The sequence below is a fragment of the Guyparkeria hydrothermalis genome (genome assembly GCF_023555375.1).
Classification (GTDB): domain Bacteria; phylum Pseudomonadota; class Gammaproteobacteria; order Halothiobacillales; family Halothiobacillaceae; genus Guyparkeria; species Guyparkeria hydrothermalis.
The window spans coordinates 1-22,137 of the sequence record NZ_JAJSEE010000003.1; the positions used below are offsets into that span (position 1 = coordinate 1).

At 67.2% G+C, this 22,137-nt stretch carries 22 protein-coding genes; 13 read left to right on the plus strand and 9 right to left on the minus strand.

Features of this window, described 5'->3' with window-relative positions; translation table 11 throughout:
• Positions 1–111: 111 nt before the first annotated feature.
• Positions 112–588 carry a DsrE family protein gene (locus LV475_RS04930; RefSeq protein WP_169303657.1) on the minus strand — a complete coding sequence of 159 codons (477 nt, stop codon included), beginning with the start codon at positions 586–588 and terminating at the stop codon, positions 112–114.
• 422 nt (positions 589–1,010) lie between these two features.
• Here LV475_RS04930 and LV475_RS04935 point away from each other — a divergent pair, with 422 nt between their 5' ends.
• Positions 1,011–1,868: a metallophosphoesterase gene (locus LV475_RS04935; protein ID WP_136867682.1), complete on the plus strand. Its 858-nt coding sequence runs from the start codon at positions 1,011–1,013 to the stop codon at positions 1,866–1,868.
• A gap of 4 nt (positions 1,869–1,872) precedes the next feature.
• Positions 1,873–2,055 carry a hypothetical protein gene (locus LV475_RS04940; protein ID WP_136867681.1) on the plus strand — a complete coding sequence of 61 codons (183 nt, stop codon included), beginning with the start codon at positions 1,873–1,875 and terminating at the stop codon, positions 2,053–2,055.
• 74 nt (positions 2,056–2,129) lie between these two features.
• On the opposite strand, the gene purH is transcribed toward LV475_RS04940, so the two are convergent.
• Both purH and LV475_RS04950 read right to left on the minus strand, forming a co-directional pair.
• On the minus strand, positions 2,130–3,692 hold the full coding sequence (gene purH / locus LV475_RS04945) for a bifunctional phosphoribosylaminoimidazolecarboxamide formyltransferase/IMP cyclohydrolase (RefSeq protein WP_136867680.1): 1,563 nt from the start codon (positions 3,690–3,692) through the stop codon (positions 2,130–2,132).
• Between the two features lie 281 nt (positions 3,693–3,973).
• Positions 3,974–4,834: an NAD(P)-dependent oxidoreductase gene (locus tag LV475_RS04950; protein ID WP_250105855.1), complete on the minus strand. Its 861-nt coding sequence runs from the start codon at positions 4,832–4,834 to the stop codon at positions 3,974–3,976.
• A 263-nt stretch (positions 4,835–5,097) separates the two neighbouring features.
• Here LV475_RS04950 and dgt point away from each other — a divergent pair, with 263 nt between their 5' ends.
• A complete protein-coding gene (gene dgt / locus LV475_RS04955; RefSeq protein WP_250105856.1) occupies positions 5,098–6,540 on the plus strand; it encodes a dGTP triphosphohydrolase in 1,443 nt (480 codons plus the stop codon).
• 69 nt (positions 6,541–6,609) lie between these two features.
• Entirely contained in the window at positions 6,610–7,224 is a 615-nt protein-coding gene (yfbR, locus tag LV475_RS04960) for a 5'-deoxynucleotidase (protein ID WP_156227219.1), read from the plus strand.
• A gap of 40 nt (positions 7,225–7,264) precedes the next feature.
• Here the strand turns inward: yfbR and LV475_RS04965 are convergent, their stop codons facing one another.
• The 3 genes from LV475_RS04965 to trxB form a co-directional block, all read right to left on the minus strand.
• Positions 7,265–8,167 carry a hypothetical protein gene (locus tag LV475_RS04965; protein ID WP_156227221.1) on the minus strand — a complete coding sequence of 301 codons (903 nt, stop codon included), beginning with the start codon at positions 8,165–8,167 and terminating at the stop codon, positions 7,265–7,267.
• Positions 8,167–8,523, minus strand: a complete 357-nt coding sequence (locus LV475_RS04970) for a hypothetical protein (protein WP_136867675.1) — start codon at positions 8,521–8,523, stop codon at positions 8,167–8,169. Before LV475_RS04970 ends, LV475_RS04965 begins: the two co-directional genes overlap by 1 nt.
• A gap of 68 nt (positions 8,524–8,591) precedes the next feature.
• Positions 8,592–9,551: a thioredoxin-disulfide reductase gene (gene trxB, locus LV475_RS04975; protein ID WP_136867674.1), complete on the minus strand. Its 960-nt coding sequence runs from the start codon at positions 9,549–9,551 to the stop codon at positions 8,592–8,594.
• Positions 9,552–9,759: 208 nt separating this feature from the next.
• Here trxB and hemH point away from each other — a divergent pair, with 208 nt between their 5' ends.
• The 9 genes from hemH (at position 9,760) to LV475_RS05020 (ending at position 18,667) form a co-directional block, all read left to right on the plus strand.
• On the plus strand, positions 9,760–10,872 hold the full coding sequence (gene hemH / locus LV475_RS04980) for a ferrochelatase (protein WP_136867673.1): 1,113 nt from the start codon (positions 9,760–9,762) through the stop codon (positions 10,870–10,872).
• A gap of 29 nt (positions 10,873–10,901) precedes the next feature.
• Positions 10,902–11,681: a competence/damage-inducible protein A gene (locus LV475_RS04985; RefSeq protein ID WP_231505779.1), complete on the plus strand. Its 780-nt coding sequence runs from the start codon at positions 10,902–10,904 to the stop codon at positions 11,679–11,681.
• Between the two features lie 157 nt (positions 11,682–11,838).
• Entirely contained in the window at positions 11,839–13,245 is a 1,407-nt protein-coding gene (locus tag LV475_RS04990) for a DegQ family serine endoprotease (protein WP_136867672.1), read from the plus strand.
• A 188-nt stretch (positions 13,246–13,433) separates the two neighbouring features.
• The gene (locus LV475_RS04995; RefSeq protein WP_136867671.1) at positions 13,434–14,201 is read left to right on the plus strand and encodes an exodeoxyribonuclease III; all 768 of its coding nucleotides are present in this window, start codon (positions 13,434–13,436) and stop codon (positions 14,199–14,201) included.
• Between the two features lie 257 nt (positions 14,202–14,458).
• Complete coding sequence (locus LV475_RS05000; RefSeq protein ID WP_136867670.1) at positions 14,459–14,917, plus strand: outer membrane lipoprotein; 459 nt, start codon at positions 14,459–14,461, stop codon at positions 14,915–14,917.
• Positions 14,918–14,991: 74 nt separating this feature from the next.
• Positions 14,992–15,594 carry a guanylate kinase gene (gmk, locus tag LV475_RS05005; RefSeq protein WP_347709473.1) on the plus strand — a complete coding sequence of 201 codons (603 nt, stop codon included), beginning with the start codon at positions 14,992–14,994 and terminating at the stop codon, positions 15,592–15,594.
• Positions 15,595–15,724: 130 nt separating this feature from the next.
• Positions 15,725–16,051, plus strand: a complete 327-nt coding sequence (gene rpoZ / locus LV475_RS05010) for a DNA-directed RNA polymerase subunit omega (RefSeq protein ID WP_136867668.1) — start codon at positions 15,725–15,727, stop codon at positions 16,049–16,051.
• A 25-nt stretch (positions 16,052–16,076) separates the two neighbouring features.
• A complete protein-coding gene (locus tag LV475_RS05015; protein WP_136867667.1) occupies positions 16,077–18,260 on the plus strand; it encodes a RelA/SpoT family protein in 2,184 nt (727 codons plus the stop codon).
• Positions 18,261–18,277: 17 nt separating this feature from the next.
• The gene (locus LV475_RS05020) at positions 18,278–18,667 is read left to right on the plus strand and encodes a RidA family protein (protein WP_136867666.1); all 390 of its coding nucleotides are present in this window, start codon (positions 18,278–18,280) and stop codon (positions 18,665–18,667) included.
• 97 nt (positions 18,668–18,764) lie between these two features.
• Here the strand turns inward: LV475_RS05020 and LV475_RS05025 are convergent, their stop codons facing one another.
• The 3 genes from LV475_RS05025 to LV475_RS05035 all read right to left on the minus strand — a co-directional run bounded on the left by LV475_RS05025 (position 18,765) and on the right by LV475_RS05035 (position 22,079).
• Positions 18,765–19,496, minus strand: coding sequence for a DUF481 domain-containing protein (locus LV475_RS05025; RefSeq protein WP_136867665.1), 732 nt, complete (start codon positions 19,494–19,496; stop codon positions 18,765–18,767).
• 223 nt (positions 19,497–19,719) lie between these two features.
• Complete coding sequence (locus LV475_RS05030) at positions 19,720–20,028, minus strand: BolA family protein (RefSeq protein WP_136867664.1); 309 nt, start codon at positions 20,026–20,028, stop codon at positions 19,720–19,722.
• A 35-nt stretch (positions 20,029–20,063) separates the two neighbouring features.
• Positions 20,064–22,079 (minus strand): putative bifunctional diguanylate cyclase/phosphodiesterase, encoded by a 2,016-nt coding sequence (locus LV475_RS05035; RefSeq protein ID WP_169303656.1) that lies wholly within the window; start codon positions 22,077–22,079, stop codon positions 20,064–20,066.
• Positions 22,080–22,137: the final 58 nt, after the last annotated feature.

A 22,137-nucleotide genomic window follows, 5' to 3' on the forward strand; every position in this document is an offset into this window, starting at 1 on the left:
GTTCGGTTGTTCCTCCAAACAGCGTAATAGGGTGGGAGCAGGCCATTCCATTAAAAAAGCCCCGGGCCCTTGATCAGGGCACCGGGGCGGCCTGCCTGCGGGGTCCTGCCGTTACGGGCGAACCAGCACGTAACCGGCGTCGACCAGGTCGAGGATGCGGGCGATGCCTGCCTCGACCGGCTCGGCGGCCGGGTTCATCGCCGGTTCCTTGCCGAGCTTGCGGGTCGCGCCGGCAATCGAGTTCTTGCAGGCGGAGAAGCGCACGCCCTGGTCGGCCAGCGACTGGATGCGCTCGGCGTGATGGTTGTTGGCGAACAGCATGCTGATGCCGGGACCGAAGGCGACCACCTCGACGTCGATCTGGTCGGGGCCACCGCGCGCCTTCATCACGTTGTTGGCGACGTTGAGTACCAGGTTCTGGCGCTGCAGGTCGCTCTCCGTGATCTGCAGGACCAGGTGTTCCTTGGCCAGGGTGTTGCCACCGACCTGCTCGATCTTGTCGGCGTCGGCGGCCTGTGCGGCGGTGCCGAAGGAAAACGCGGCGAGCAGCATCAGCCAGGCGGCCGGGAACAGGGAACGGGTTTTCATGAAAATCCTCCTTGAGCGGTTTTTCGTCGGTTTTTGATTATCACGGGCATGAATTGCATCCCGCCGGTCAGCATACGTGCCGGAGCAGAAAACGGGGCCCATTTCGGGACCACTTCGCCGGTTAATTTTCGAATGGGGTATCAAGAAAATCTTGGCGGGAAACGGTGCCGAACCGTTCGCGTATCCCTGCCCGGCGCATGCGGGTGCCCGGCAGGCCAAGCTGTTGACCTGACGCTATTTTTTAGCGAACATATCGATTATTCGATCGGCAGGCCTTCCGCCCGCCCCGTCCCACGTGGTTGCGATGTCGCCCGACTCGCCGCCGACTTGCGTCCCGGACGGACCGTCGAGCCAATCCAACCGTTCATGCCACGCCGGCCCACCCGCGCGTGGCGTGGCAAAGGCGTGGTTGCTTAGATTACATGACGTTATTCAAACAGCTTTTGAAAAACCCGCGCGGTCGGGATTTCATCGTCGGCGATCTGCACGGCAGTCGGCCGCTGTTGGAAAAGATCCTCGACAAGCACGACTTTTCCCCGGAACGGGATCGCGTCATCGCCGTCGGTGACCTGATCGACTACGGCGAGGATTCGCTGGGCACCCTGCGCCTGCTGGGCGAGCCCTGGTTCTTCTCGGTGGCTGGCAACCATGAGCGGGTGATTGCCAATCACCGCGATGCCCTGGCCGAACGCCAGTTGAGCAAGGCCCAGCGCGCCGACCTCGAGGCGATGGGCTCGGCCTGGCTGCTGGAGTCCTACGACAAGCTCAAGGACGACAAGTGGGACGACCTGATCACCGAGGTGATGAACCTGATCAGCCAGATGCCGCTGATGATCCAGGTCGGTAACGGGCCGGCCGCGGTGGGCGTGGTGCACGCCGAACTGCCCCTGTGGGACTGGGACCAGAACATCGCCCGTCTCGAGCGGGTCAAGAAGATGACCTACTGGGCCTCGACCAAGGCCGACCCGCAACTCGACACCCTGCTGTGGGGACGCTCTCAGGTCCACGAGGTGCTCGAGGGCAAGCGGCCCGAACGCAGCGTGCGCGGGATCGACTGGGTCATCGCCGGGCACACCATCACCGGCCAGCCGGTTCGTGACGGCAACCGCCTCTGGATCGACTGCGGTGCGTGGGACGAACGGCCCGGCCGTGGGCTGGCGTTGGTCGAGGTGGGCGATACCCTCGCCGTCAGCGCGCACTACCATGACCCCAGCGTGCGAACGCATCGGTTCGTGCGCCGCGGCCACCACTTCCATTCCGTGATCGACGCCACCGGTTGAGCCCATGCCCGATCTTCACCGCCTCTCACTGACGGAACTGCGCCGCCTGATCGAGGTGGCGCGTGCCGAGTTGGATAGCCGCGAGCGCGAGCCGGTCGACGAACAGACCGTGCTCAAGTCGCTGGAGTTGGACTTGAAGCGGCACCACCGCCGCAAGGACGAGGATCGCTTCAATCCGTTTGCGTGACTCGGGCGCCGTTTCCGGCCCAAGAAAAAAGCCCCTCGATCGAGGGGCTTTTTCGTTGCCGGGATGGCGCTCGCTCAGTGGCGGAAGTGACGCATGCCGGTGAACACCATCGCGATGCCGTGTTCGTCGGCCGCGTCGATCACCTCCTGGTCGCGCATCGAGCCCCCCGGCTGGATCACGGCCTTGATGCCCGCCTCGGCGGCGGCGTCGATGCCGTCACGGAACGGGAAGAAGGCATCCGAGGCCATCACCGAGCCCTCGACCGGCAGGCCGGCATCGGCCGCCTTGATGCCGGCGATGCGCGCCGAGTAGACGCGGCTCATCTGGCCGGCCCCCACCCCGATGGTCTGCTGGCCGCTGGCGTAGACGATGGCGTTCGACTTGACGAACTTGGCCACCTGCCAGGCGAACAGCAGATCCTGGATCTCCGCCTCGTCCGGCGCGCGTCGGGTGACGATCTTCAGATCCTCCGCACCGACCAGACCATGGTCGAAGTCCTGGACCAGCAGCCCGCCGCCGATGCGCTTGAAGTCCATGCCGGGGGCCGGCTTGACCGACCAGTCGTCGATGGCCAGTGCGCGCACGTTGGGCTTGGCGGCCAGCTCGGAGGCGGCATCCGCGCCGATCTCGGGGGCGATGATCACCTCGACGAACTGGCGCTCGACGATACTGCGCGCGGTGTGCGCGTCCAGCGGGCGGTTGAAGGCGATGATGCCGCCGAAGGCCGAGGTCGGGTCGGTGGCGAAGGCGCGATCGTAGGCGGTGGTGATGTCGTCGCCGGTGGCCACGCCGCAGGGGTTGGCGTGCTTGACGATCACGCAGGCCGGGCGATCGAACTGCTTGACGCACTCGAGTGCCGCGTCGGCATCGGCGAGGTTGTTGAAGGACAACGGCTTGCCCTGGACGATGCGGGCACGGGCCAGCGTGCCCGGCGCGGCGTCCGGCTCGACGTAGAAGGCCGCCTTCTGGTGCGGGTTCTCGCCGTAGCGCAGGTCCATGGACTTGTTCAGCGGCAGGTGCCAGGTCGGGGCGAACGCGCTGTCCTCGAACTGGCGGCCCAGGTAGTCGGCGATCATGCCGTCGTACTGGGCGGTGTGGCTGAAGGCCGCCCCGGCCAGGCGTTGGCGGGTGGCCATGGAGATGCCCTCGCCGTTGATCTCCCCGAGTACGACCTCGTAGTCGGCCGGGTTGACCACGATCGCCACGTCGTTGTGGTTCTTCGCCGCGGCGCGGACCATGGCCGGCCCGCCGATGTCGATGTTCTCGATCGCCGTGGGCAGGTCGCAGTCCGGGTCGGCGACGGTGCGGGCGAACGGGTAGAGGTTGACCACCACCAGGTCGATCGGGGTGATGCCGTGGGTGGCCATCACTTCGTCGTCGGTGCCGCGACGGCCGAGAATGCCGCCGTGGATCAGCGGATTGAGCGTCTTGACCCGCCCGGCCATGATCTCCGGGAAGCCGGTCACGTCACTGACCTCGCGCACCGGCACGTCGTTCTCGCGCAACAGACGGGCCGTGCCACCGGTGGACAGCAGTTCCACGCCAGCGGCGTGCAGGCCCTGGGCCAGCCCCAGGATTCCGGTCTTGTCGGAAACGCTCAGCAGGGCGCGGCGCGGCTTGACGGCATGATGGCTCATGGTGGGTACCCGGTAATCTCAGCGGTAAGTGGTGTCGGCTGCCCCGACGGGCGGGACGCAAACCGCGCATTGTACCCGCTCTTAGGGAAGGTCTGCACGCCTAGCCAACGCCCCTGGCTTACCGGCTTGTTCGCCATCAAGACGCCGGACCGAGGACGGGCTCATTGCCCGTCGAGGGACGGCTGCGCCGAGTGCGGGCAAACCCGCGAGCCAGAGATGCCATGGAATCGTGCAGATCTTCCCCGACCCTTGTTGAGCCGCCGCGCCCCCGTCGAGGAGGCTTAGTGCGTGGTGGCCTGCTCGCGCACGATGCTCTCGAACAGCGAGGAGTAGTCGTGGTTGCCGTGGCCGGCGTAGATCCCTTCCTCCAGCACGTGCTGCAGCCCGATCAGCAGGTGGGTGTCGATGCCCTGCCCGCCGGCGCTCTGGGTGAACAGGCGGATGTCCTTGAGCAGGTGCTTCAACGGGAAATTGGCCTTCTCGAACGAGTGGCCGAGCATGTTGTCGAGCTTCTTGTCGAAGGTGGGGGCGTAGAGGGCCGACTCGCGCAGCGTGGCCATGAACTTGTCGACGTCGACGCCTTCGCGCTGCACCAGCCCGAGGCTCATGGAGAAGGCGGCGGTGAGCGAGCCGATCAGCTGGTTGAAGGCGAGCTTGGCACCGGCACCGCTTCGAATCTCACCGAAGTGGGTCGGTGTGCCCAGCGTGCGCAGCAGCGGGTCAAGGCGCTCGACCAGGTCGGCCTCGCCGCCGAGCAGCAGTTGCAGGGTGCCGCTTTGCGCCTGCGGGATGGAACCGAGCACCGGGGCCTCGAGGTACTGGCCGCCCAGCGCCTCGACCCGGCGGGCGATCTCGGCCGACTCGGACGGAGCGATGGTCGAGCTGTTGATCACCACGTGGTCGCGAACGCCGGCCTCGCCCAGCGTGTCGATCACCTCGCGACAGGCCTTGTGGTCGCTGACCATGAGCCAGAGCGTTTCGGCACGATCGGCAAGTTCGGCCAGGTTGGCGGCGGTGGGGATGTCCTCGATCTCGCGCGGGTGACGGTTATACCCGGTCACCGCCCAGGCCGACTGGGCGAGGCGTCGGGCCATGGCAGTGCCCATCAGTCCGAGGCCGATCACTCCGATCGTGGTGTTCATGGCAGTGCCCTCTTCGCTGTTCGGTGCTGCGGATGGTCGCTCGCCACAATCGCGCGGGGCACGGTCCGTCGTCGGGTGGATTGCGGCGGGTGTACGTTATGCTTGCGCCAGCGGCCGTTCGTTTCCCTGTCGCCACTGGTGGGTTCACGGGCCTTTCAGGCCTCTGATTCGGCCTAAGGAGGCTAGCAGAAGCCGGTGGTGATTTCCGGGGTCGACAGGCCCATGTTCCGACTAGTCCCAGGCCACTCTCCCAAGGATGCGTGATGAGGCAGGATCTCGACAGCCACTGGCGCCGCTGGCTCAATTCCGACCGCCGCCGACCCCGTAGCGGGCAGGGTAATCTCCTGGCGACGGTGCCGGCGCAGACGCGCACGGCCATCGAGCGCGACTACGACCGGGTGCTGTTCTCCACCCCGGTGCGGCGCATGGCGGACAAGACGCAGGTCTTCCCGCTGGATCGGTCCGACAGCGTGCGCACCCGACTGACGCACTCGCACGAGGTGGCCAACCTGGCCCGCTCGGTGGGCATCGATCTCGTCTTCCACCACGGCGTGGCCGCGGGCTTGCCCGAGGCATTGCGCGACGTCCCCGCCCTGCTGGCCACCATCGGCCTGGCCCACGATCTGGGCAACCCGCCGTTCGGTCACCAGGGCGAGGATGCGATCGCACGCTGGTTCGAGATCAACCGTGCCGAGGTGCTGGATGCCGAGCCGGCGCTGAGCGCGGCGATGAAGCAGGACTTCCTGCGCTTCGAGGGCAACGCCCAGACCTTGCGCCTGCTGACCAAGCTCCAGCTGATCAACGACGACTACGGCCTGAACCTGACGCTCGCGAGCCTCGCCGCCCTGGTGAAGTACCCTGCGGCCAGCGACGAGATCGACCGGTCGCGCGTCACCCACAAGAAGCACGGCTATTTCCAGTCCGAGCGGGCCCTGATGGACGAGGTCTGGGCCGGGACGGGACTCGCTCCCGGCCAACGCCACCCGCTGACCTGGATCATGGAGGCCTGCGACGACATCGCCTACTCGGTGCTGGATGCCGAGGACGCGGTCAAGAAGGGGTTGCTGTCGTTTTCCGATACCATCGCCTTCCTGCGCCACGAGGCGCCCGACGACCCGGTGGTCACGGCGGTCTGCGACGCGGCGGCCGCCGAGCACAAGGCCTACCGCCAGGAGCGCCTTTCGCCGGACGAGCTCAACGACATCTCCATGCAGACCTTCCGCATCCGCGCGATCGGCGCGTTGATGGAGGCGATCGGCGAGGTGTTCATCGATTCGCTGCCAGCCATGGCCGAGGGGGGCTTCGAACAGGAGCTCGTGGACGCCTCGCGTGGCGGGCGTCTGCTGGCCGCGCTCAAGGCCTGCAACTGGCAGCACGCCTACCGGCACAAGTCGGTGCTGCGCGTCGAGCTGACCGGCCTGAGGGTCATCCACGGCCTGATGGACGCCTTCTGGTACGCGATCACCCGGCGCGATGATCCCGACGACCCGGCCAGCCAGCGATCCACGCCGCTGGCCGGCTACCTCTATCAGCGCATCTCGGAGAACTACCGGCGGGTGTTCGAGTCACCGGGCAACCCGATGCCGATCCGTTATCGCGAGGCGCAGCTGCTGACCGACATGATCTCCGGGATGACCGACAGCTTCGCCGTCAGCCTGTTCGAGGAATTCCGCGAGGTGGGTTTCCGCCCGACCACGCAGGCCTGAGGGCGGTGGCGCCCCGCTTGGCCCGGTGACGATTGCCGACCGACTTGCCAGAAATTGACCAGGAGCCCGATGAACGATTCCGACCAGAGTCCCGAGAAAAGCCACTTCTTCGCCTACCTCTCGCGGATGAAGTACATCTATCGCTGGGGGCTGATGCGCAACACGCGCAGCGAGAACGTGCAGGAACACAGTCTGCAGGTGGCGATGATCGCCCATGCGCTGGCGGTGATCGGCAACCAGGAGTTCGGCGAGGCCAACGACGTCGGCCGGGTGGTCAGCGTCGCGCTCTACCACGACGCCTCGGAGATCATCACCGGTGACCTGCCCACGCCGGTGAAGTACTTCCGCGAGGACATCCGCGATTCCTACAAGGCCCTCGAGGCGCACGCCGAGCGCAAGATCATCGGCCTGCTGCCCGAGTCATTGCAGGAATCGTTCGCCGAGGTGATCGAGAGCGCCCGTATCGAGCCCGGGGTGCTGCGGCTGGTCAAGGCCGCCGACTCGCTGTCGGCCTACTTGAAGTGCATCGAGGAGCGCGCGGCCGGCAACCAGGAGTTTCGCCGCGCCGAGGAGTTCCTGCAGGGCAAGCTCGACGAGATGACCGACCTGCCGGCGGTGGGCTTCTTCCGCGAGCGCTTCGTCGACGCCTTCGAGCTGACCCTCGACGATCTCAGTCACGACTGAGCCGACCCGTAAGCGGATCACCTTGCGCCCTGGGGCACCCCTATCGGTCGGCGTGGGCGGCGGGTTCGCCCTCGTCGCGGTCGGCGGTCGCGTCCGCGGTCTCGTCGTCGTAGAAGGTCCGCCGCGAGATCTGGCAGAAGGCGCCCTGGCGCTTGATGAAGTGGATCGAGCCGGCCACCACCAGTCCACCGATCACCAGCAGCAACAGGCTGCTCTGCACGTAGCCGAGCGTGACGATGGCCACGCCCACCAGGCCGACGTGGCGTGCCTGGATGCGCAGCAGGTCCTCGTGCGGCTGGGACAGGGCGGCCAGGGCCGCCCATTCGATCGCCAGCACGATCAGCAGCACCAGCGGGGCGACGGCCACGGCCGGGTAGGCGACCGCGATCGCGCCCAGCACGCCGATGATCACCAGCACCGCCCACTGGGCGAGACGCTGGTTGCGCGAGCCCCGGTTGCCGGCGCGCAGCGTGCCCTTCAGGCGTAGCCAGTGGATCAGACCGGTAATGCCGGTCCAGACCCCGATGAAGATGCCCAGCACCGCCGCCAGGCGCAGATCCCAGGCACCGACGTAGCGGGTGGTCTGCTCCCAGCCGATCACGCCCAGCAGGGTGATGGTGATGCCACTGCCGATCAGCACGATCGCCGCGCCGCGCACCAGGTCGATCAGGCGGGTGTCCTGGTCACGGCTGGCGCGATACCACGGCGCGGCGGCCACGCCGAAGGCGAGTGCGGCGATCGCGAGCCACGCCTTCCAGCCCATGCCGGGCAGGTCACCCGCTGCGCCCGGGAAGAGCGCACCGGCGAGCACGATCAGGATCGCCAGCGGCAGGGCCCACATCCAGACCCGCCGGCGCCCCGGGTGGGTCAGCGCCGAGAGGGTGATCAGCACCAAGCCGAGTGCGAACCAGCCGGCGTTGTCGATCATCAGTCCGATACCCATCACGCCCCCTCCTTGCCGGTCCGCTCGTGGGCGAACTGCCGTTCACGGTCGGCCTCGTCGAGCAGGTCCTGCTCGTCGGGCTCGTCCGCCGGCTCGGCATGCACTTCCTGGCGCAGCAGCAGGAAGGCGGTCGCCGCGGCCTGCGCAGCGAAGAACACCGCGACGGTCGACAGCACCAGCTCGAGCGCGCTTTGCGAGGTCAAGAGCGCGCTGACGGCCGCGACCACCAGGAATCCCGCCAGGGTGGTCACGATCAACAGCCCCCGGCCGCAGTGTTCCCGTTCGGCACGCAGCGCGCCGGTCAGGCCGAGCGCCAGTGCCAGCAGCACCACGTAGGCGGCGATGGTTGGATCCATGTCGGTGTTCCTTCGGTCGTGATGGCCGGTCGTCGGACCGGCCGGATGAAGCGGCGAGTCGTGCCGGATCAGTCGTCGAGCTTTTCCAGGAACGCCTTGGCGTCCAGGGCGGCCATGCAGCCGGTGCCCGCCGAGGTGATCGCCTGGCGATAGACGTGGTCCATGACGTCACCGGCGGCGAACACCCCGTCGACCGAGGTCGCGGTGGCGTTGCCGTTGGTGCCGCTCTTGACGCTGATGTAGCCGCCCGGCATGTCGAGCTGGCCCTCGAAGATGCCGGTGTTGGGCGAGTGGCCGATGGCGATGAACACGCCGGAGAGCTCGAGATCGGTGGTCTCGCCGGCCTTGTCCTTGATGCGCAGGCCGTTGACGCCCATCTGGTCGCCGAGCACCTCGTCGACCTCGTGATTCCAGTGGATCTCGACGTTGCCGTCCTCGGCCTTCTTCATCAGGCGATCGATCAGGATGTCCTCGGCCCGGAAGCGGTCGCGGCGATGCACCACGTGCACCTTGGCGGCGATGTTGGACAGGTACAGCGCCTCCTCGACGGCGGTGTTGCCGCCGCCGACCACGGCGACCGTCTGGTTCTTGTAGAAGAAGCCGTCGCAGGTCGCGCAGGCGGACACGCCCTTGCCGCGGAAGGCCTGCTCGGATTCGATGCCGAGATAGCGGGCCGAGGCGCCGGTGGCGATGATCAGGGCATCGCAGGTGTAGGTGCCCTGGTCGCCGGTGAGCGTGAACGGGCGTTCGTCGAGTTTGGTGGTGTGGATGTGATCGAAGATGATCTCGGTATCGAACTTCTCGGCGTGCGCCTTCATGCGATCCATCAGGGCCGGGCCGGTCAGGTCGTCCGGGTCACCCGGCCAGTTCTCCACCTCGGTGGTGGTGGTCAGCTGGCCGCCCATCTCCATGCCGGTGATCAGGACCGGATCGAGGTTGGCTCGGGCGGCGTAGACCGCGGCGCTGTAGCCGGCGGGGCCGGAGCCGAGGATGAGCAGTTTGCTGTGGCGGGTGTTGCTGTCGGCCATGGTGTGGGAGCGCTCCTGAAATGATTGGTAGTGATGCGTCGCCGAGGGTAATGGCGATACCCGGATGCATGAGCTGGCACGCGATCCGGCAATAGGTGACTCGTTTGCCTAGAATGACCCGGTATTCGGGTTCGGCGATGCCTCGCGAGGCGTCGACCGGGCACGACCAGACTGTAGGATACTCGTCGAAAATTGTTGAGGCCATCGAATGAATTACCAAGGTGAACCGGACTACAAGCACGGCAGCGCGGAACGACTGGGGGTGCTGCTGCTGAACCTCGGTACGCCGGACGCACCCGAGGCGCCGGCACTGCGCCGGTACCTGGCGCAGTTCCTCTCCGATCCGCGCGTGATCGAGCTGCCCAAGTGGAAGTGGTGGCCGATCCTGCACGGCATCGTGCTGCGCACCCGCCCGGCGAAATCCGCGGAGGCCTATCGCTCGGTCTGGGATCACCACGGCGAGGGCTCGCCGCTGTTGACCATTGCGCGAGCGCAGCAGAAGGGACTGCAGGCGCGCTTGAGCGAACAGATGGCCGGCCCGGTGACCGTGGCGCTCGGGATGCGCTACGGCAACCCGTCGGTGCCCTCGGCCCTGCACGAATTGCGCGAGGCCGGCTGCCGGCGCGTGGTCGTGCTGCCGCTCTATCCGCAGTACGCCGGCGCGACCACCGCCTCGACGCTGGACGCGGTCTTCGACGAATTCATGCACTGGCGCTGGGTGCCGGAGCTGCGCACCATCAACCAGTACCACCGCGACCCGGGCTACCTCGATGCGCTCGCGGCCAGCATCCAGGAGCATTTCGACGAGCACGGCAAACCCGACAAGCTGATCATGAGCTACCACGGCGAGCCCAAGCGCTACCTGCTCAACGGCGATCCGTACCACTGCCAGTGCTACGTCACCTCGCGTCTGGTCGCCGAGCGTCTGGGCCTGTCCGAGGACGACTACATGGTCACCTTCCAGTCGCGCTTCGGCCCGGAGGAGTGGCTCAAGCCCTACACCGACGAGACCCTCAAGGCCCTGCCCGGCCAGGGCGTCAAGCACATCGCCGTGGTCTGCCCGGGCTTCTCCGCCGATTGCCTGGAGACCATCGAGGAGATCGGCGACGAGAACCGCGAGTACTTCGAGGAGGCCGGTGGCGAGACCTACCACTACATCCCGGCGCTCAACGACCGCGACGATCACCTCGACGGGCTGGCCCGGCTGGTGCGCCAGCACACCCAGGGCTGGGTCGAGCACAGCGAGTTCGATGCGGTCGAGGACCAGCGCGAGCGTGACCGGGTGCGCGAGAACGCCCTGAAGGTCGGTGCCAAGCAGTAAGGTGTCCGGCACGATGGTGGGGCGCGAACGTGTTGGCTGACGAGGGTCGAAGCGGCCCGCTCTCGGGCATCGGCGTGGTGGTCATCGGCGACGAGATCCTCTCGGGCCGTCGCCAGGACCGGCACCTCGCCGCGGTCGCCGAACGGCTGGCTGCGCGCGGGTTGGTGGTCGACTGGGCCCAGTTCCTGCCCGACCGCGAGGTCACGATCGTCGACCTGCTGCGTCGCAGCCGGGCCGACGGCGCCACCGTGTTCTGCTTCGGTGGCATCGGCGCGACCCCCGACGATCTCACCCGGGCCTGCGCGGCCACGGCCTTCGGGCGGCCGTTGGTACGCCATCCCGAGGCCGCGGCGCTGATCGAGGCCCAGTTCGGCGAGGGGGCCTACCCCAAGCGCATCCTGATGGCCGACCTGCCGGAGGGGGCCGACCTGGTGCCCAACCCGTTCAACCGCGTGCCGGGCTTTGCCCTCGAACGGCACTTCTTCCTGCCCGGCTTCCCCGAGATGGCGCACGCCATGCTCGATCACATCCTCGCCGGCCCGCTCGTTGGGCTCGGGGATGCGGGCTACGTGGAGCAATCGCTGTGGCTGGTGGACACCCCGGAGAGCGAGCTGGTCGACCTGATGGAGGCGTTCTGCGCCGCCCATCCGACCCTGCGACTGTTCAGCCTGCCGGTGCTCTCGACCGAGCGTCGTCTGCTGGAGTTGGGCTTCAAGGGCGAGCGCTCAGAGGTCGAGCGGGCCATGACCGCGCTGGTCGTCGCCCTGGGCGAGCGCGAGATCGTGGCGCATGACCAGCGGCCCGAATGAGACCGATGGGCAGCTCCATGGGGTGTTCCGGGGGGATTGAACTTCATGCGGCCAGCCCTATCTCATCGATTTGGCCCCTCTCGACGGCCCCTTTGCGTTGGCCCGGGGCCTGGCTGTTACCTTTTGCATGATTCCGAACCGGAATAGGAGTTGGTCGATGAAGGCATTCGTGACAATCCGCCCCGCCGCGGCGCTTCTCGTGGCCGTTGCCGCGACGCTGTTGCTGCTGGGGTCGCCCGCCCAGGCGCAGTACCCGGATTTCGCCAAGCTGGCGAAGGACAACGCGCCGGCCGTGGTCAATATCAACACCGTCACCAAGGGTCAGCAGCCGGGCCGTTCCGGCCAGCGCCCGCAGATGCCCAACCTGCCGCCCGGGCCGCTCGGCGACATGTTCCGCGATTTCTTCGAGCAGATGCCGCAGCAGCCGATGCCGCGCTCCCGGCCGGCCCAGTCGCTGGGATCGGGCTTCATCATCAGCGAGGACGGCTACGTCATCACCAACGCGCACGTGGTCGGTGGCGCGGACGAGATCAGCGTGCGCCTGAACAACCAGAAGGAGTACCGCGCCGAGCTGATCGGCGAGGACCGCCGCACCGACATCGCCCTGTTGAAGATCGACGCCGAGGATCTGCCCACCGTGACCATCGGCGATTCCGACGACGTCGACGTGGGCGAGTGGGTGCTGGCGATCGGCGCGCCGTTCGGCCTGGATCACTCGGCCACGCACGGCATCGTCTCGGCCATCGGCCGCGACCTGCCCAACGAGACCTACGTGCCGTTCATCCAGACCGACGCACCGGTCAACCCGGGCAACTCCGGCGGTCCGCTGATCAACGCCGACGGTGAGGTGATCGGCGTCAACTCACAGATCTACACCAACTCGGGCGGTTACATGGGTATCTCGTTCGCGATCCCCGTGAACGTCGCCATGAACGTCGCCGAGCAGTTGAAGGACACCGGCGAGGTGCGTCGCGGGTACCTCGGCGTGATCATCCAGCCGGTCACCGACGAACTGGCGCGCTCGTTCGGTCTCGACGACACGCAGGGGGCGCTGATCGCGCAGGTCCAGCCGGACACCCCGGCGGCCGAGGCGGGCCTCGAGTCCGGCGACATCATCACCGAATTCAACGGCAAGCCGGTCAAGCGTTCCGGCCAGCTGCCGCGCCTGGTCGGCGCCGCCCCGGTGGGCGAACCGGCCGAGGTGACCGTGATCCGCGACGGCGAGGAGATGGCGTTCGAGGTGGTGCTGGCCGAGCTCGATGCCAGTGCGGCGGCCGGCGGCGGTGCGCTGTCGTCGTACGGGTTGTCCGTCATGCCGCTGGAGAAGGACGATCGCGGCAGCCTCGGCGTGCGCTACGGCATCGAGATCGAATCGGTGGCCGGCGACTCGCCGTTCGCCGGGGCGCTCGAGCCGGGTGACGTGCTCCTGGAGGTCAATCGCCGCCCGATGCGCAGCGAGCAGGATCTGGTCGAGGCGCTGTCGTCGGCACCGGAGAATCGCCCGGTTGCGATCCGGCTGCTGCGCCGGGGTCAACCGCTGTTCCTGGCGGTCGACCTCGACTAATACCCGCGGTTCGACCGGAGGAACTTTTAACGGGCTAACCAATCCCACTAAGTGGCTCCTCATGGAAGAACCGCTGCCCCGGCCCGCTGGCCGGGGTTTTTTTTGTCCGCGGACGGGCACTGGCGACCGTCAGGGGCATTGGGCATTCCTGCCGACCTTCCTTAGAATCCACCCATTTGGACGAACGCATGCGGGTAATCAGTTTCAACGCCAACGGCATCCGCGCCGCCGCGCGCAAGGGGTTCTTCGACTGGCTGGCCACGGCGGACGCCGACCTCGTCTGCATCCAGGAGACCAAGGCCCAGGCCTGGCAGCTGGAAAAGGACCCGACCTTCTGGCCCGAGGGCTACCACTGCCGCTACGTCGATGCCGAGCGCAAGGGCTACAGCGGGGTGGCCATCTACAGTCGGATCGAGCCCAGGGCGGTGACCACCGAGATGGGGCTGGCCGAGTTCGATGCCGAGGGCCGCTACTGCGCCTTCGACCTGGGCGATCTCACCGTCGCCTCGCTCTACCTGCCCTCCGGCTCGGCCGGCGACCACCGCCAGGCCTCCAAGGATCGCTTCCTCGAGGCCTTCCTGCCGATGCTGCAGCGGGTTCGGGACGAGGAGCGTTCGCTGATCCTCTGCGGGGACTGGAACATTGCCCACCGCGAGATCGACCTGAAGAACTGGCGCGCCAACCGCAACAAGTCGGGTTTTCTGCCCTATGAGCGCGCCTGGCTCGATCGCGTGTTCGACGACCTGGGCTTCGTGGATGCCCACCGGACCCTCAAGCCCGACGTCGCCGAGTACACCTGGTGGTCGAACCGGGCGAATGCCTGGAACAACAACGTCGGCTGGCGGATCGACTACCAGATCGTCACCCCCGACCTGCGCGAGCAGCTGGCCGACGTGCAGGTCTATCGCGAGGAGAAGTTCTCCGATCACGCCCCGCTGATCATCGACTACCGCTGAGCCAAGGGGAAACTCGGCACGATTCGATGGTGCCCTTGGCGGCCCGCCCGAAGGGGCCGGTGGGTTTGCCCGCACTCGGCGTTGCCGTCCCTCGCCGGGCAATGAGCCCGCCTTCGGCTCGGCGCCTTGATTGCGAACAAACCCGCCAGCCGGAGACACCATCGAATCGGGCGGAGTTTCCCTGGGGAACCCTGCGGTGCGCGTGGCATCTGACTTATACTTTTCCAGTAACTCGTCAACGCGCACGGAGGTTCCACATGAAACACTGGATGACCCTGGTCCTGGCCGTGGTCGGCCTGGCCTTCCTGTCCGGCTGCGCCAGCAGCCTCTCGAGTGGTGCCTACTCGCGCGATTCGGCCCGCCAGATGCAGACCGTCTACTACGGCACGGTCGACAGCATCCGCACGGTGCAGATCGAGGGCACCAAGACCCCGGTCGGCACCGGTGCGGGCGCCATCGCCGGCGGTATCCTCGGCAACCAGGTCGGCGGTGGCAGTGGCCGCGCGCTGGCGACCGTGGGTGGCGCGCTGCTGGGTGGCGTGGCCGGTTCGGCCGCCGAGGAAGGCATCACCCGCCAGCCGGGCTACGAGATCACCGTGCGGCTGGACAACGGCCGGACGGTCAGCATCGTGCAGGCTGCCGATGTATCCTTCCAGCCCGGCGAGCGCGTGCGAGTGATCGAGGCGCGTGACGGCACCACCCGCGTGACTCGCTGAGACCGACGGCGCGTAAAACCCGAACGCAGGAAGATGGAGAGACGATGACGGCAACGCCGCGTGGACAGCTATTCGTGATTTCGGCGCCCTCCGGGGCGGGCAAGACCAGCCTGATCAAGGCCCTGCGTGAACGTCGGCCGGAGCTCGCGCTGTCGGTCTCGCACACCACCCGTCCGCGGCGGGACGGTGAGGTCAACGGCGAGCACTATCACTTCGTCGACATCTCGCAGTTCGAGGTGATGCTGGCCCAGGAGGCCTTCGTCGAGCACGCCAAGGTGTTCGACAACTACTACGGCACCAGCAAGGCGGCAATCAGCGAGGAGCTCGAGCGCGGCCGCGACCTGATCCTCGAGATCGACTGGCAGGGCGCGGCCCAGGTCAAGAAGCTGTTCCCCGAGGCGATCTTCATCTTCATCCTGCCGCCGAGCAGCGCCGAGCTGGAAAAGCGCCTGCGCAACCGCGCCTCGGACGACGACGAGGTGATCGCCCGCCGCCTGGCCGAGGCCCGGCGCGAGATGAGCGAGTGCCACTGGTACGACTACCTGGTGATCAACGATGCCTTCGAACAGGCGCTCGACGAGCTCGACGCCCTGTTCACCGCCGCCGGGCTGGAGACCGACCGGCAGCGCGAACGGCACCCCGAACTGATCGCCGATTTGCTGGGCGAGGTCGACTGACCGTAAACTAGTGCCCCAAAACGTCTTTTCTCCCGATCCGTTCGCTTGAAGAGACACCGAATCGAGACGCGGCCCGATCGTCCCCCGGATGATCGGGCCGTCCAACCTGTATACCGAGGCTAAGACACCGATGGCACGCGTAACCGTAGAAGACTGCCTGGACAAGATCCCCAACCGTTTCGAGCTGGTGCTGACCGCTGCCAAGCGAGCCCGCCAGATCGAGCACGGCGCCGAGCCGCTGGTGCCGATGGGCAAGGAAAAGCCCACCGTCATCGCCCTGCGCGAGCTGGGCGAGGGCAAGATCGACCGCGCGCGGATCGACGAGATCGAGAAGCAGATCACCCTGTCGCGTTCCGAGATCACCGAGCAGGAAATCCGCGCCGAGCTGGCCCAGTTCGCCGACGAGAGCGCTGAACCGGCCCGCCCGGCCACGCCGGCGACCAGCGACGAGGCCTGAGCCCACGGGCCGGGCTGAGGCACCCATGGAGAGCGGGCAGACAGGGACGCCGGTCGTTGCCGCGACGGCCGAGTCGCATCTGACCGACGTCTTCTTCGCCCCGCTCGCCCAGCACCTCGCCGAGTACCTGGATGCGGCGGACATCGCCCGCATCCGCACCGCCTTCGAATTCGGCGCCCAGGCCCACGCCGGCCAGACCCGCAAGAGCGGGGAGCCCTACATCAGCCACCCGATCGCGGTGGCGCACATCCTCGCCGACCTGCGCATGGACGAGGCCACCCTGGTCGCGGCCATCCTGCACGACGTCGTCGAGGACACCGACATCGTCCACGACCAGATCGTGGCCGAGTTCGGCGAGGAGGTCGCGCACCTGGTCGACGGCGTCTCCAAGCTCGCCCAGATCCGCTTCAAGTCCAAGGCCGAGGCGCAGGCGGCCAACTTCCGCAAGATGATGATGGCGATGGTCGAGGATGTGCGTGTCATCCTGATCAAGCTCGCCGACCGCCTGCACAACATGCGCACCCTGGGCGTCATGCGCCCGGACAAGCGTCGCCGCATCGCGCGCGAGACCCTCGACATCTACACGCCGATCGCCAACCGGCTCGGCCTCAATGCCATCCGTCACGAGCTCGAGGACCTGGGCTTTGCCTCGCTGCACCCGCTGCGTCACCGCATCCTGAGCGAGGCGGTGCGCCGGGCGCGGGGCAACCGCAAGGAGATCGTCGCCGGTATCCAGGAACGCTTCGAGCAGCGCTTCGCCCACGAACGGCTGACCGCCGACACCCTGGCGCGCGAGAAACGTCCCTACTCGATCTACCGCAAGATGCAGTCCAAGCACCTCTCGTTCAAGGAGGTGTTCGACGTGTTCGCGGTGCGCGTGCTGGTCGATTCGGTCGACGACTGCTACCGGGCGTTGGGCATCGTGCACAACCTCTACAAGCCGCTGCCCGGGCGTTTCAAGGACTACATCGCCATCCCCAAGGCCAACGGCTACCAGTCGCTGCACACCATCCTGTTCGGCCCGCACGGCATCCCGCTCGAGGTGCAGATCCGCACCCACGAGATGCACCAGTTCGCCGAATCGGGCATCGCCGCGCACTGGCTGTACAAGGCGCAGGGCGACCACGGCTCGGTCACCCAGACCCGGGCGCGCGAATGGCTGCGCGACCTGCTCGAGATCCAGCAGAAGGCCGGCAATCCGCAGGAATTCCTCGAGTCGGTCAAGGTCGACCTGTTCCCCGACGAGGTCTACGTTTTCACGCCCATGGGCGAGATCATCGAGCTGCCGCGTCGGGCCACGGCGGTGGACTTCGCCTACGCTATCCACACCGACGTGGGCAACACCTGCGTGGCCTGCAAGATCGACCGGCGGTTCGCGCCGCTGTCCACGCCACTGGAATCCGGCCAGACCGTCGAGGTGATCACCGCCCCGGGGGCGGTGCCCAACCCCAGCTGGCTGTCGTTCGTGGTCACCGCGCGTGCCCGGGCGAACATCCGCGCCTACCTCAAGCACCTGCAGGACGCCGAGGCGATTCGTCTGGGTCATCGCCTGCTGGCCAAGGCCATGGTGGCCGAGGGTTGCGACATCGAGGAGCTCGACGAGGCGCGTATCGACAAGATCCTGCGCGAGTATCACCAGGAAAGCTTCAACGACCTGTTGCGCGAGATCGGCCTGGGCAACCGCATGGCCCCGCTGGTGGTCCGCCTGCTCAAGGCCGAGGCCGGCAAGCTCGACCCCGACGAGATCCTGCGCGAGGGTGGCGGCAAGCAGGCGCCGGTGATCATCAGCGGTACCGAGGGACTGGTGGTCAGCTTTGCCGGCTGCTGCCACCCGGTGCCCGGCGACGCGGTGGTCGGGTTCCTGTCCACCGGTCGCGGCATCGTGGTCCACCGCCAGGGCTGCTCGAATGCCAGCGATGCCGGCGAGCACCCGGAACGCTGGCTCGCGGTCGAGTGGGAGGCGGAGCCCACCGGCGAGTACCAGTCGCAGATCAGCATCCAGGCGAACAATGTCCGCGGGGGGCTTGCCCGGATTGCCGCGGCGGTGTCCGACGCCGGTTCGGACATCGACGACGTGCGCTTCGACGACCGCGACGTGAACCTCACCATCATCGACATCACCGTGCGCGTCACCGACCGGATCCACCTGGCCCGGGTGATGCGTGCGATCAAGCAACTGCGTGACGTGGTGCGCGTCTCGCGCCACTGACCCTTCACGGAGAGACCATGAGCCAACGCGAAATCATCCACACCGACGACGCCCCGGCCGCCATCGGCCCCTACTCGCAGGCCGTGCGCGTGGGCGACACCGTCTATCTCTCCGGGCAGATCGCGCTCGACCCGGCGAGCATGACCCTGGTCGAGGGCGGCATCGAGGCGCAAACCCGGCGCGTGTTCGACAACCTCACCGCCGTCTGCCGCGCCGCCGGCGGTGAGCTTGCCGATGTGGTCAAGCTGCAGATCTACCTGCCGGACCTGTCCCACTTCGAGACCGTCAACGGCATCATGAAGGAGTACCTTTCCGAGCCGTTCCCGGCGCGTGCGGCGCTGGGTGTACGCGCCCTGCCGAAGGGCGCCGAGGTGGAAATCGACGGGGTGATGGTCCTGCCTGGCTGATCCTCTTCGATAGTCGAAACGAGAAAAGGCCCGGTTGGCATCGCCACCGGGCCTTTTGCATGGCGACGCGCGGGCAATCCGCGCGGCGGATGCGCGCTCAGTCGAAGTTGTAGACCAGGTTCACCGAGGTGTAGGTGTCCGTCTTCTCGGTGCCCGCCGGCACGTCGGTGTTGTGCTGGACGGTGTAGGAGAGCTTCATCGCCAGCGTCTCGGTGAGCGAGGTGGACAGGCCGGTGACCGATTCGATCTCGGTGTTGTCCTGGCCGGCGAGCACGGTGACGTCCTGGTTGAACTTGGCATAGTCGGAAATGCGGTACTCGAAGCCGCTCGACAGGCGCGCGATGGCATTGGTGTCGCGCTCACCGTCCTCGGTCTCGGCGATGCGCAGACCCGGACCGATCTCGGCGTCCCAGGAACCCCGGTCCGAGATCCACAGCTTGCGGCCATAACCGGCGGCGACACTGGATTGGTACTTGTAGCCGGAGAACTCGTCGTGGGTGCCGCGCAGTACGCCGAACAGGTAGTCGCGTTCGCTCAGCGCGTAGTTGCTCTCGAACTCGCCCAGCGTCCGGTTGGCCGTGTCCTCGCCGTCCTCGCTGGACTGCAGGGTCTCGAGGCGCAGGCGGTGCGTCCACGGGCCGGTCACGTAGCCCAGCTTGAACTTGCCGTTGATGGTGGAGGACTCGGTGTTGCCGGTGGTCATCGATGCGCCGAGTTCGGCCGAGCCGGTCCAGCCGTTGTCGGTCTCGCCGTCGGCGGCCATGGCCGCCGGCATTGCGAGCGGGGCGCAGGCCAGCGGCGCGGCCAACAGCAGGTGACGGGTCTTCATGGGGAAACTCCTGATGGATTGGAACGGATGCGATCAGGTCGTCAACGTCGTGCTTCAGACACGAAAATGCCCCGACTCGGGGCATGGGCGTGACGACATTTGGCGGGGAGCCTAGTCGGTCGATCCATCGTTGTAAACGTATCCGACCCGTTTAATAGGGTTCTCGTCGGGATACGCTCGAGCCCGCAACGGGCGTCCATTCCACGCCGTGGCGTTGCCCGGGTCAGTGGCCTCCGCCCTGGCAGGCCGGCGAGGCGGGGGCATCCTGGCGGGCAGCCCATTCGGCTGGGCTGTAGGTATGCAGCGCGAGGGCGTGCAGGCCCTGCTCGAAGGCGGGCTTGAGCGGGTCCTGCGCCAGCCGGTGGCGACGGATCAGCGGCAGGCCGTCGAAGCGATCACTGACCACTACCACCCGGAAGTGGCTTTCGATGCGGTCGCCGGCGTGCTGCGCCGACTCGTCGGTGATCTCGAGATGGCTCGGGGCAAGCTCCGCTCGGAGGGTGTCCTCGATCCATTGCGCGCGTGTGGTCATCGAAAGTCAGGTCCCGTGGCAGATGAGTGGTCGGATTACAGCAGCCGTACGCCCAGCAGCGGGCGGATGGCATCGGCCGGGGTCGGTCGGCCGATCAGGTAGCCCTGGAAGGAGTGGCAGCCCAGCGAGTCCAGCAGATCGCGCTGCTCGGTGGTCTCCACCCCCTCGGCGATGATCTCCAGCGACAGGGCATTGCCCATCGCGATGATTGCCCGGACGATCTCCAGGTCGTTGCGGTCGCCGAGGATGTCGCGCACGAAGCCCTGGTCGATCTTCAGCCGGTCGAACGAGAATCGCTTGAGATAGCTTAGCGACGAGTAGCCGGTGCCGAAATCGTCCAGTGCCAGGTGGACCCCGAGCTCGCGCACGGCATCCAGCATGGTGGCCGCCTGTTCTGGATCATGGACCAGCGCGGTCTCGGTGAGTTCCAGTTCCAGTCGCTCGGGGGGCAGGCCGGAGATATCCAGGGCGCGTGCGACCCGGTCGGCAAAACAGGGGGCGTGCAGCTGAACGCTGGAGACGTTGACCGAGACGGTGATCGCCTCGCCGGTCTCTCGGCCCCACTCGGCGGCCTGGCAGGCCGCCTCGGTCATCACCCAGCCGCCGACTTCGACGATCAGCCCGGACTGTTCGAGGAAGGGGATGAAGTCCTGCGGGCCGCATTGCAGCTCCGGGTCGGGGGCATCCCAGCGCAGCAGGGCCTCGACGCCGGTCACGGCCAGGCCCAGCGCGTCCTGCTGGATCTGGTAGACCAGGTGAAAACGCTCGTGCTCCAGGCTGTCGCGCAGGGCGCCCAGCATCTCCGAGCGCCAGATCTGCCGTTCGGAGAGTTGCGGGCTGAATACCGCCACCGGTTCGCGCTCGTTCTTCTTCGCCTCGAACAGTGCCGCGTCGGCTTGAGTGAGCAGCTGGGCGACGTGGCGACTGTGCGTGGGCCAGAAGGCGATGCCGGTGCTGGCGGTCATGATCAGATTGGTGCTCTCGAGCTCGAATGAGCGGCGCATCAGCTCGCGCAGGGCCTCACCCAGTACCTCGGGGCCGTCCTCCGGCTCAACGTCGCCGGCGAGGATGGCGAACTCGTCGCCGGACAGGCGGGCCACCAGCCAGTCTTCACGCGCGCCCAGTTCCCGCAGCCGGTCGGCCACCTGGCGGATCACGCGGTCGCCCTCCTCGTGGCCATGGCAGTCGTTGATGGTGCGGAACCGGTCGAGGTCCAGCACCGCCACTGCTGCGTGGCGGTTCTCCCGACCCAGCTCGTCCAGCCGCCGCTGCGCCTCGATCTGGAAGAAGCGACGGTTGTAGAGGTGGGTGAGTTCGTCGTGGATGGCCAGGTCTTCGTACTCGGCCTGCGCGCGCAGCTGGGCGGTGATGTTGCGCGCGATCACGATGATCGCGTGGCGCTTGCCGTCGGCGTCGAAGACCGGTTGCTTGATGGTCTCGAACACCTCTTCGTCGCCCTCCGGCGAGGTCACCACCTCGGTCTCGCGGTGGATCTCGCCCGCCGCCCAGGCACGCTGGTCCGATTGCTGACAATGGTAGAAGGTGTCGCGGAAGCACGGTTCGGTCAGTTCCGCGAGTGCGTCGTCGTCACGGCCCCACCAGGGCAGGCCCTCGAGGCGGAACAGGTCGAGGGTGGCCTGGTTGGCCAGGAGCCAGCGCCCCTTGCCATCCTTGACCATGATCACGTCGGGGCTGGCGTCGATCATCAGCCGAACCAGGCGCTCGGTCTCGGCCAGCGCCGACTCGGCGCGCTTCACGCTGGTCACGTCCTGGAGCAGGTGCAGCTCGCGCGGGGTGGCCTTGGGATCGGGATGCGAGCCGAGATGCAGGTGGCGATACACCCGGTGCTCGTCGCTGTCGCTGGGCGGGTGACTGATCAGCCGCGGGCCGGCGTCGCCCTCGCGGTCGTCGAGCATGCCCTCGAGCTTGCTGCTCGCCGGCATGGAGCGCGCCGCCCGATTGATCAGGTGCAGCCGGCCATCGGCGTCGCGTCCGACCAGCGGATCGGGCAAGGCCTCGAGCCAATGCGAGATATCGTGTCGGCGATCCATCATCTCTCGGGGAAACCCTGCACGCATGCCATGCCACCCTGGCTTGGCGAGCCGTTCG

Bases quoted from the DNA above. Each gene is read 5' to 3' on its own strand.
- LV475_RS04950 (WP_250105855.1), bottom strand. From the start codon at position 4,834: ATGAACACCACGATCGGAGTGATCGGCCTCGGACTGATGGGCACTGCC.
- LV475_RS05030 (WP_136867664.1), bottom strand. From the start codon at position 20,028: ATGACCACACGCGCGCAATGGATCGAGGACACCCTCCGAGCGGAGCTT.
- yfbR (WP_156227219.1), top strand. From the start codon at position 6,610: ATGAACGATTCCGACCAGAGTCCCGAGAAAAGCCACTTCTTCGCCTAC.
- LV475_RS05035 (WP_169303656.1), bottom strand. From the start codon at position 22,079: ATGGATCGCCGACACGATATCTCGCATTGGCTCGAGGCCTTGCCCGAT.
- LV475_RS05000 (WP_136867670.1), top strand. From the start codon at position 14,459: ATGAAACACTGGATGACCCTGGTCCTGGCCGTGGTCGGCCTGGCCTTC.
- hemH (WP_136867673.1), top strand. From the start codon at position 9,760: ATGAATTACCAAGGTGAACCGGACTACAAGCACGGCAGCGCGGAACGA.
- LV475_RS05025 (WP_136867665.1), bottom strand. From the start codon at position 19,496: ATGAAGACCCGTCACCTGCTGTTGGCCGCGCCGCTGGCCTGCGCCCCG.
- LV475_RS05015 (WP_136867667.1), top strand. From the start codon at position 16,077: ATGGAGAGCGGGCAGACAGGGACGCCGGTCGTTGCCGCGACGGCCGAG.
- LV475_RS04965 (WP_156227221.1), bottom strand. From the start codon at position 8,167: ATGGGTATCGGACTGATGATCGACAACGCCGGCTGGTTCGCACTCGGC.
- dgt (WP_250105856.1), top strand. From the start codon at position 5,098: ATGAGGCAGGATCTCGACAGCCACTGGCGCCGCTGGCTCAATTCCGAC.
- purH (WP_136867680.1), bottom strand. From the start codon at position 3,692: ATGAGCCATCATGCCGTCAAGCCGCGCCGCGCCCTGCTGAGCGTTTCC.
- LV475_RS04930 (WP_169303657.1), bottom strand. From the start codon at position 588: ATGAAAACCCGTTCCCTGTTCCCGGCCGCCTGGCTGATGCTGCTCGCC.
- LV475_RS04995 (WP_136867671.1), top strand. From the start codon at position 13,434: ATGCGGGTAATCAGTTTCAACGCCAACGGCATCCGCGCCGCCGCGCGC.
- LV475_RS05020 (WP_136867666.1), top strand. From the start codon at position 18,278: ATGAGCCAACGCGAAATCATCCACACCGACGACGCCCCGGCCGCCATC.
- LV475_RS04990 (WP_136867672.1), top strand. From the start codon at position 11,839: ATGAAGGCATTCGTGACAATCCGCCCCGCCGCGGCGCTTCTCGTGGCC.
- rpoZ (WP_136867668.1), top strand. From the start codon at position 15,725: ATGGCACGCGTAACCGTAGAAGACTGCCTGGACAAGATCCCCAACCGT.
- LV475_RS04940 (WP_136867681.1), top strand. From the start codon at position 1,873: ATGCCCGATCTTCACCGCCTCTCACTGACGGAACTGCGCCGCCTGATC.
- LV475_RS04970 (WP_136867675.1), bottom strand. From the start codon at position 8,523: ATGGATCCAACCATCGCCGCCTACGTGGTGCTGCTGGCACTGGCGCTC.
- LV475_RS04935 (WP_136867682.1), top strand. From the start codon at position 1,011: ATGACGTTATTCAAACAGCTTTTGAAAAACCCGCGCGGTCGGGATTTC.
- trxB (WP_136867674.1), bottom strand. From the start codon at position 9,551: ATGGCCGACAGCAACACCCGCCACAGCAAACTGCTCATCCTCGGCTCC.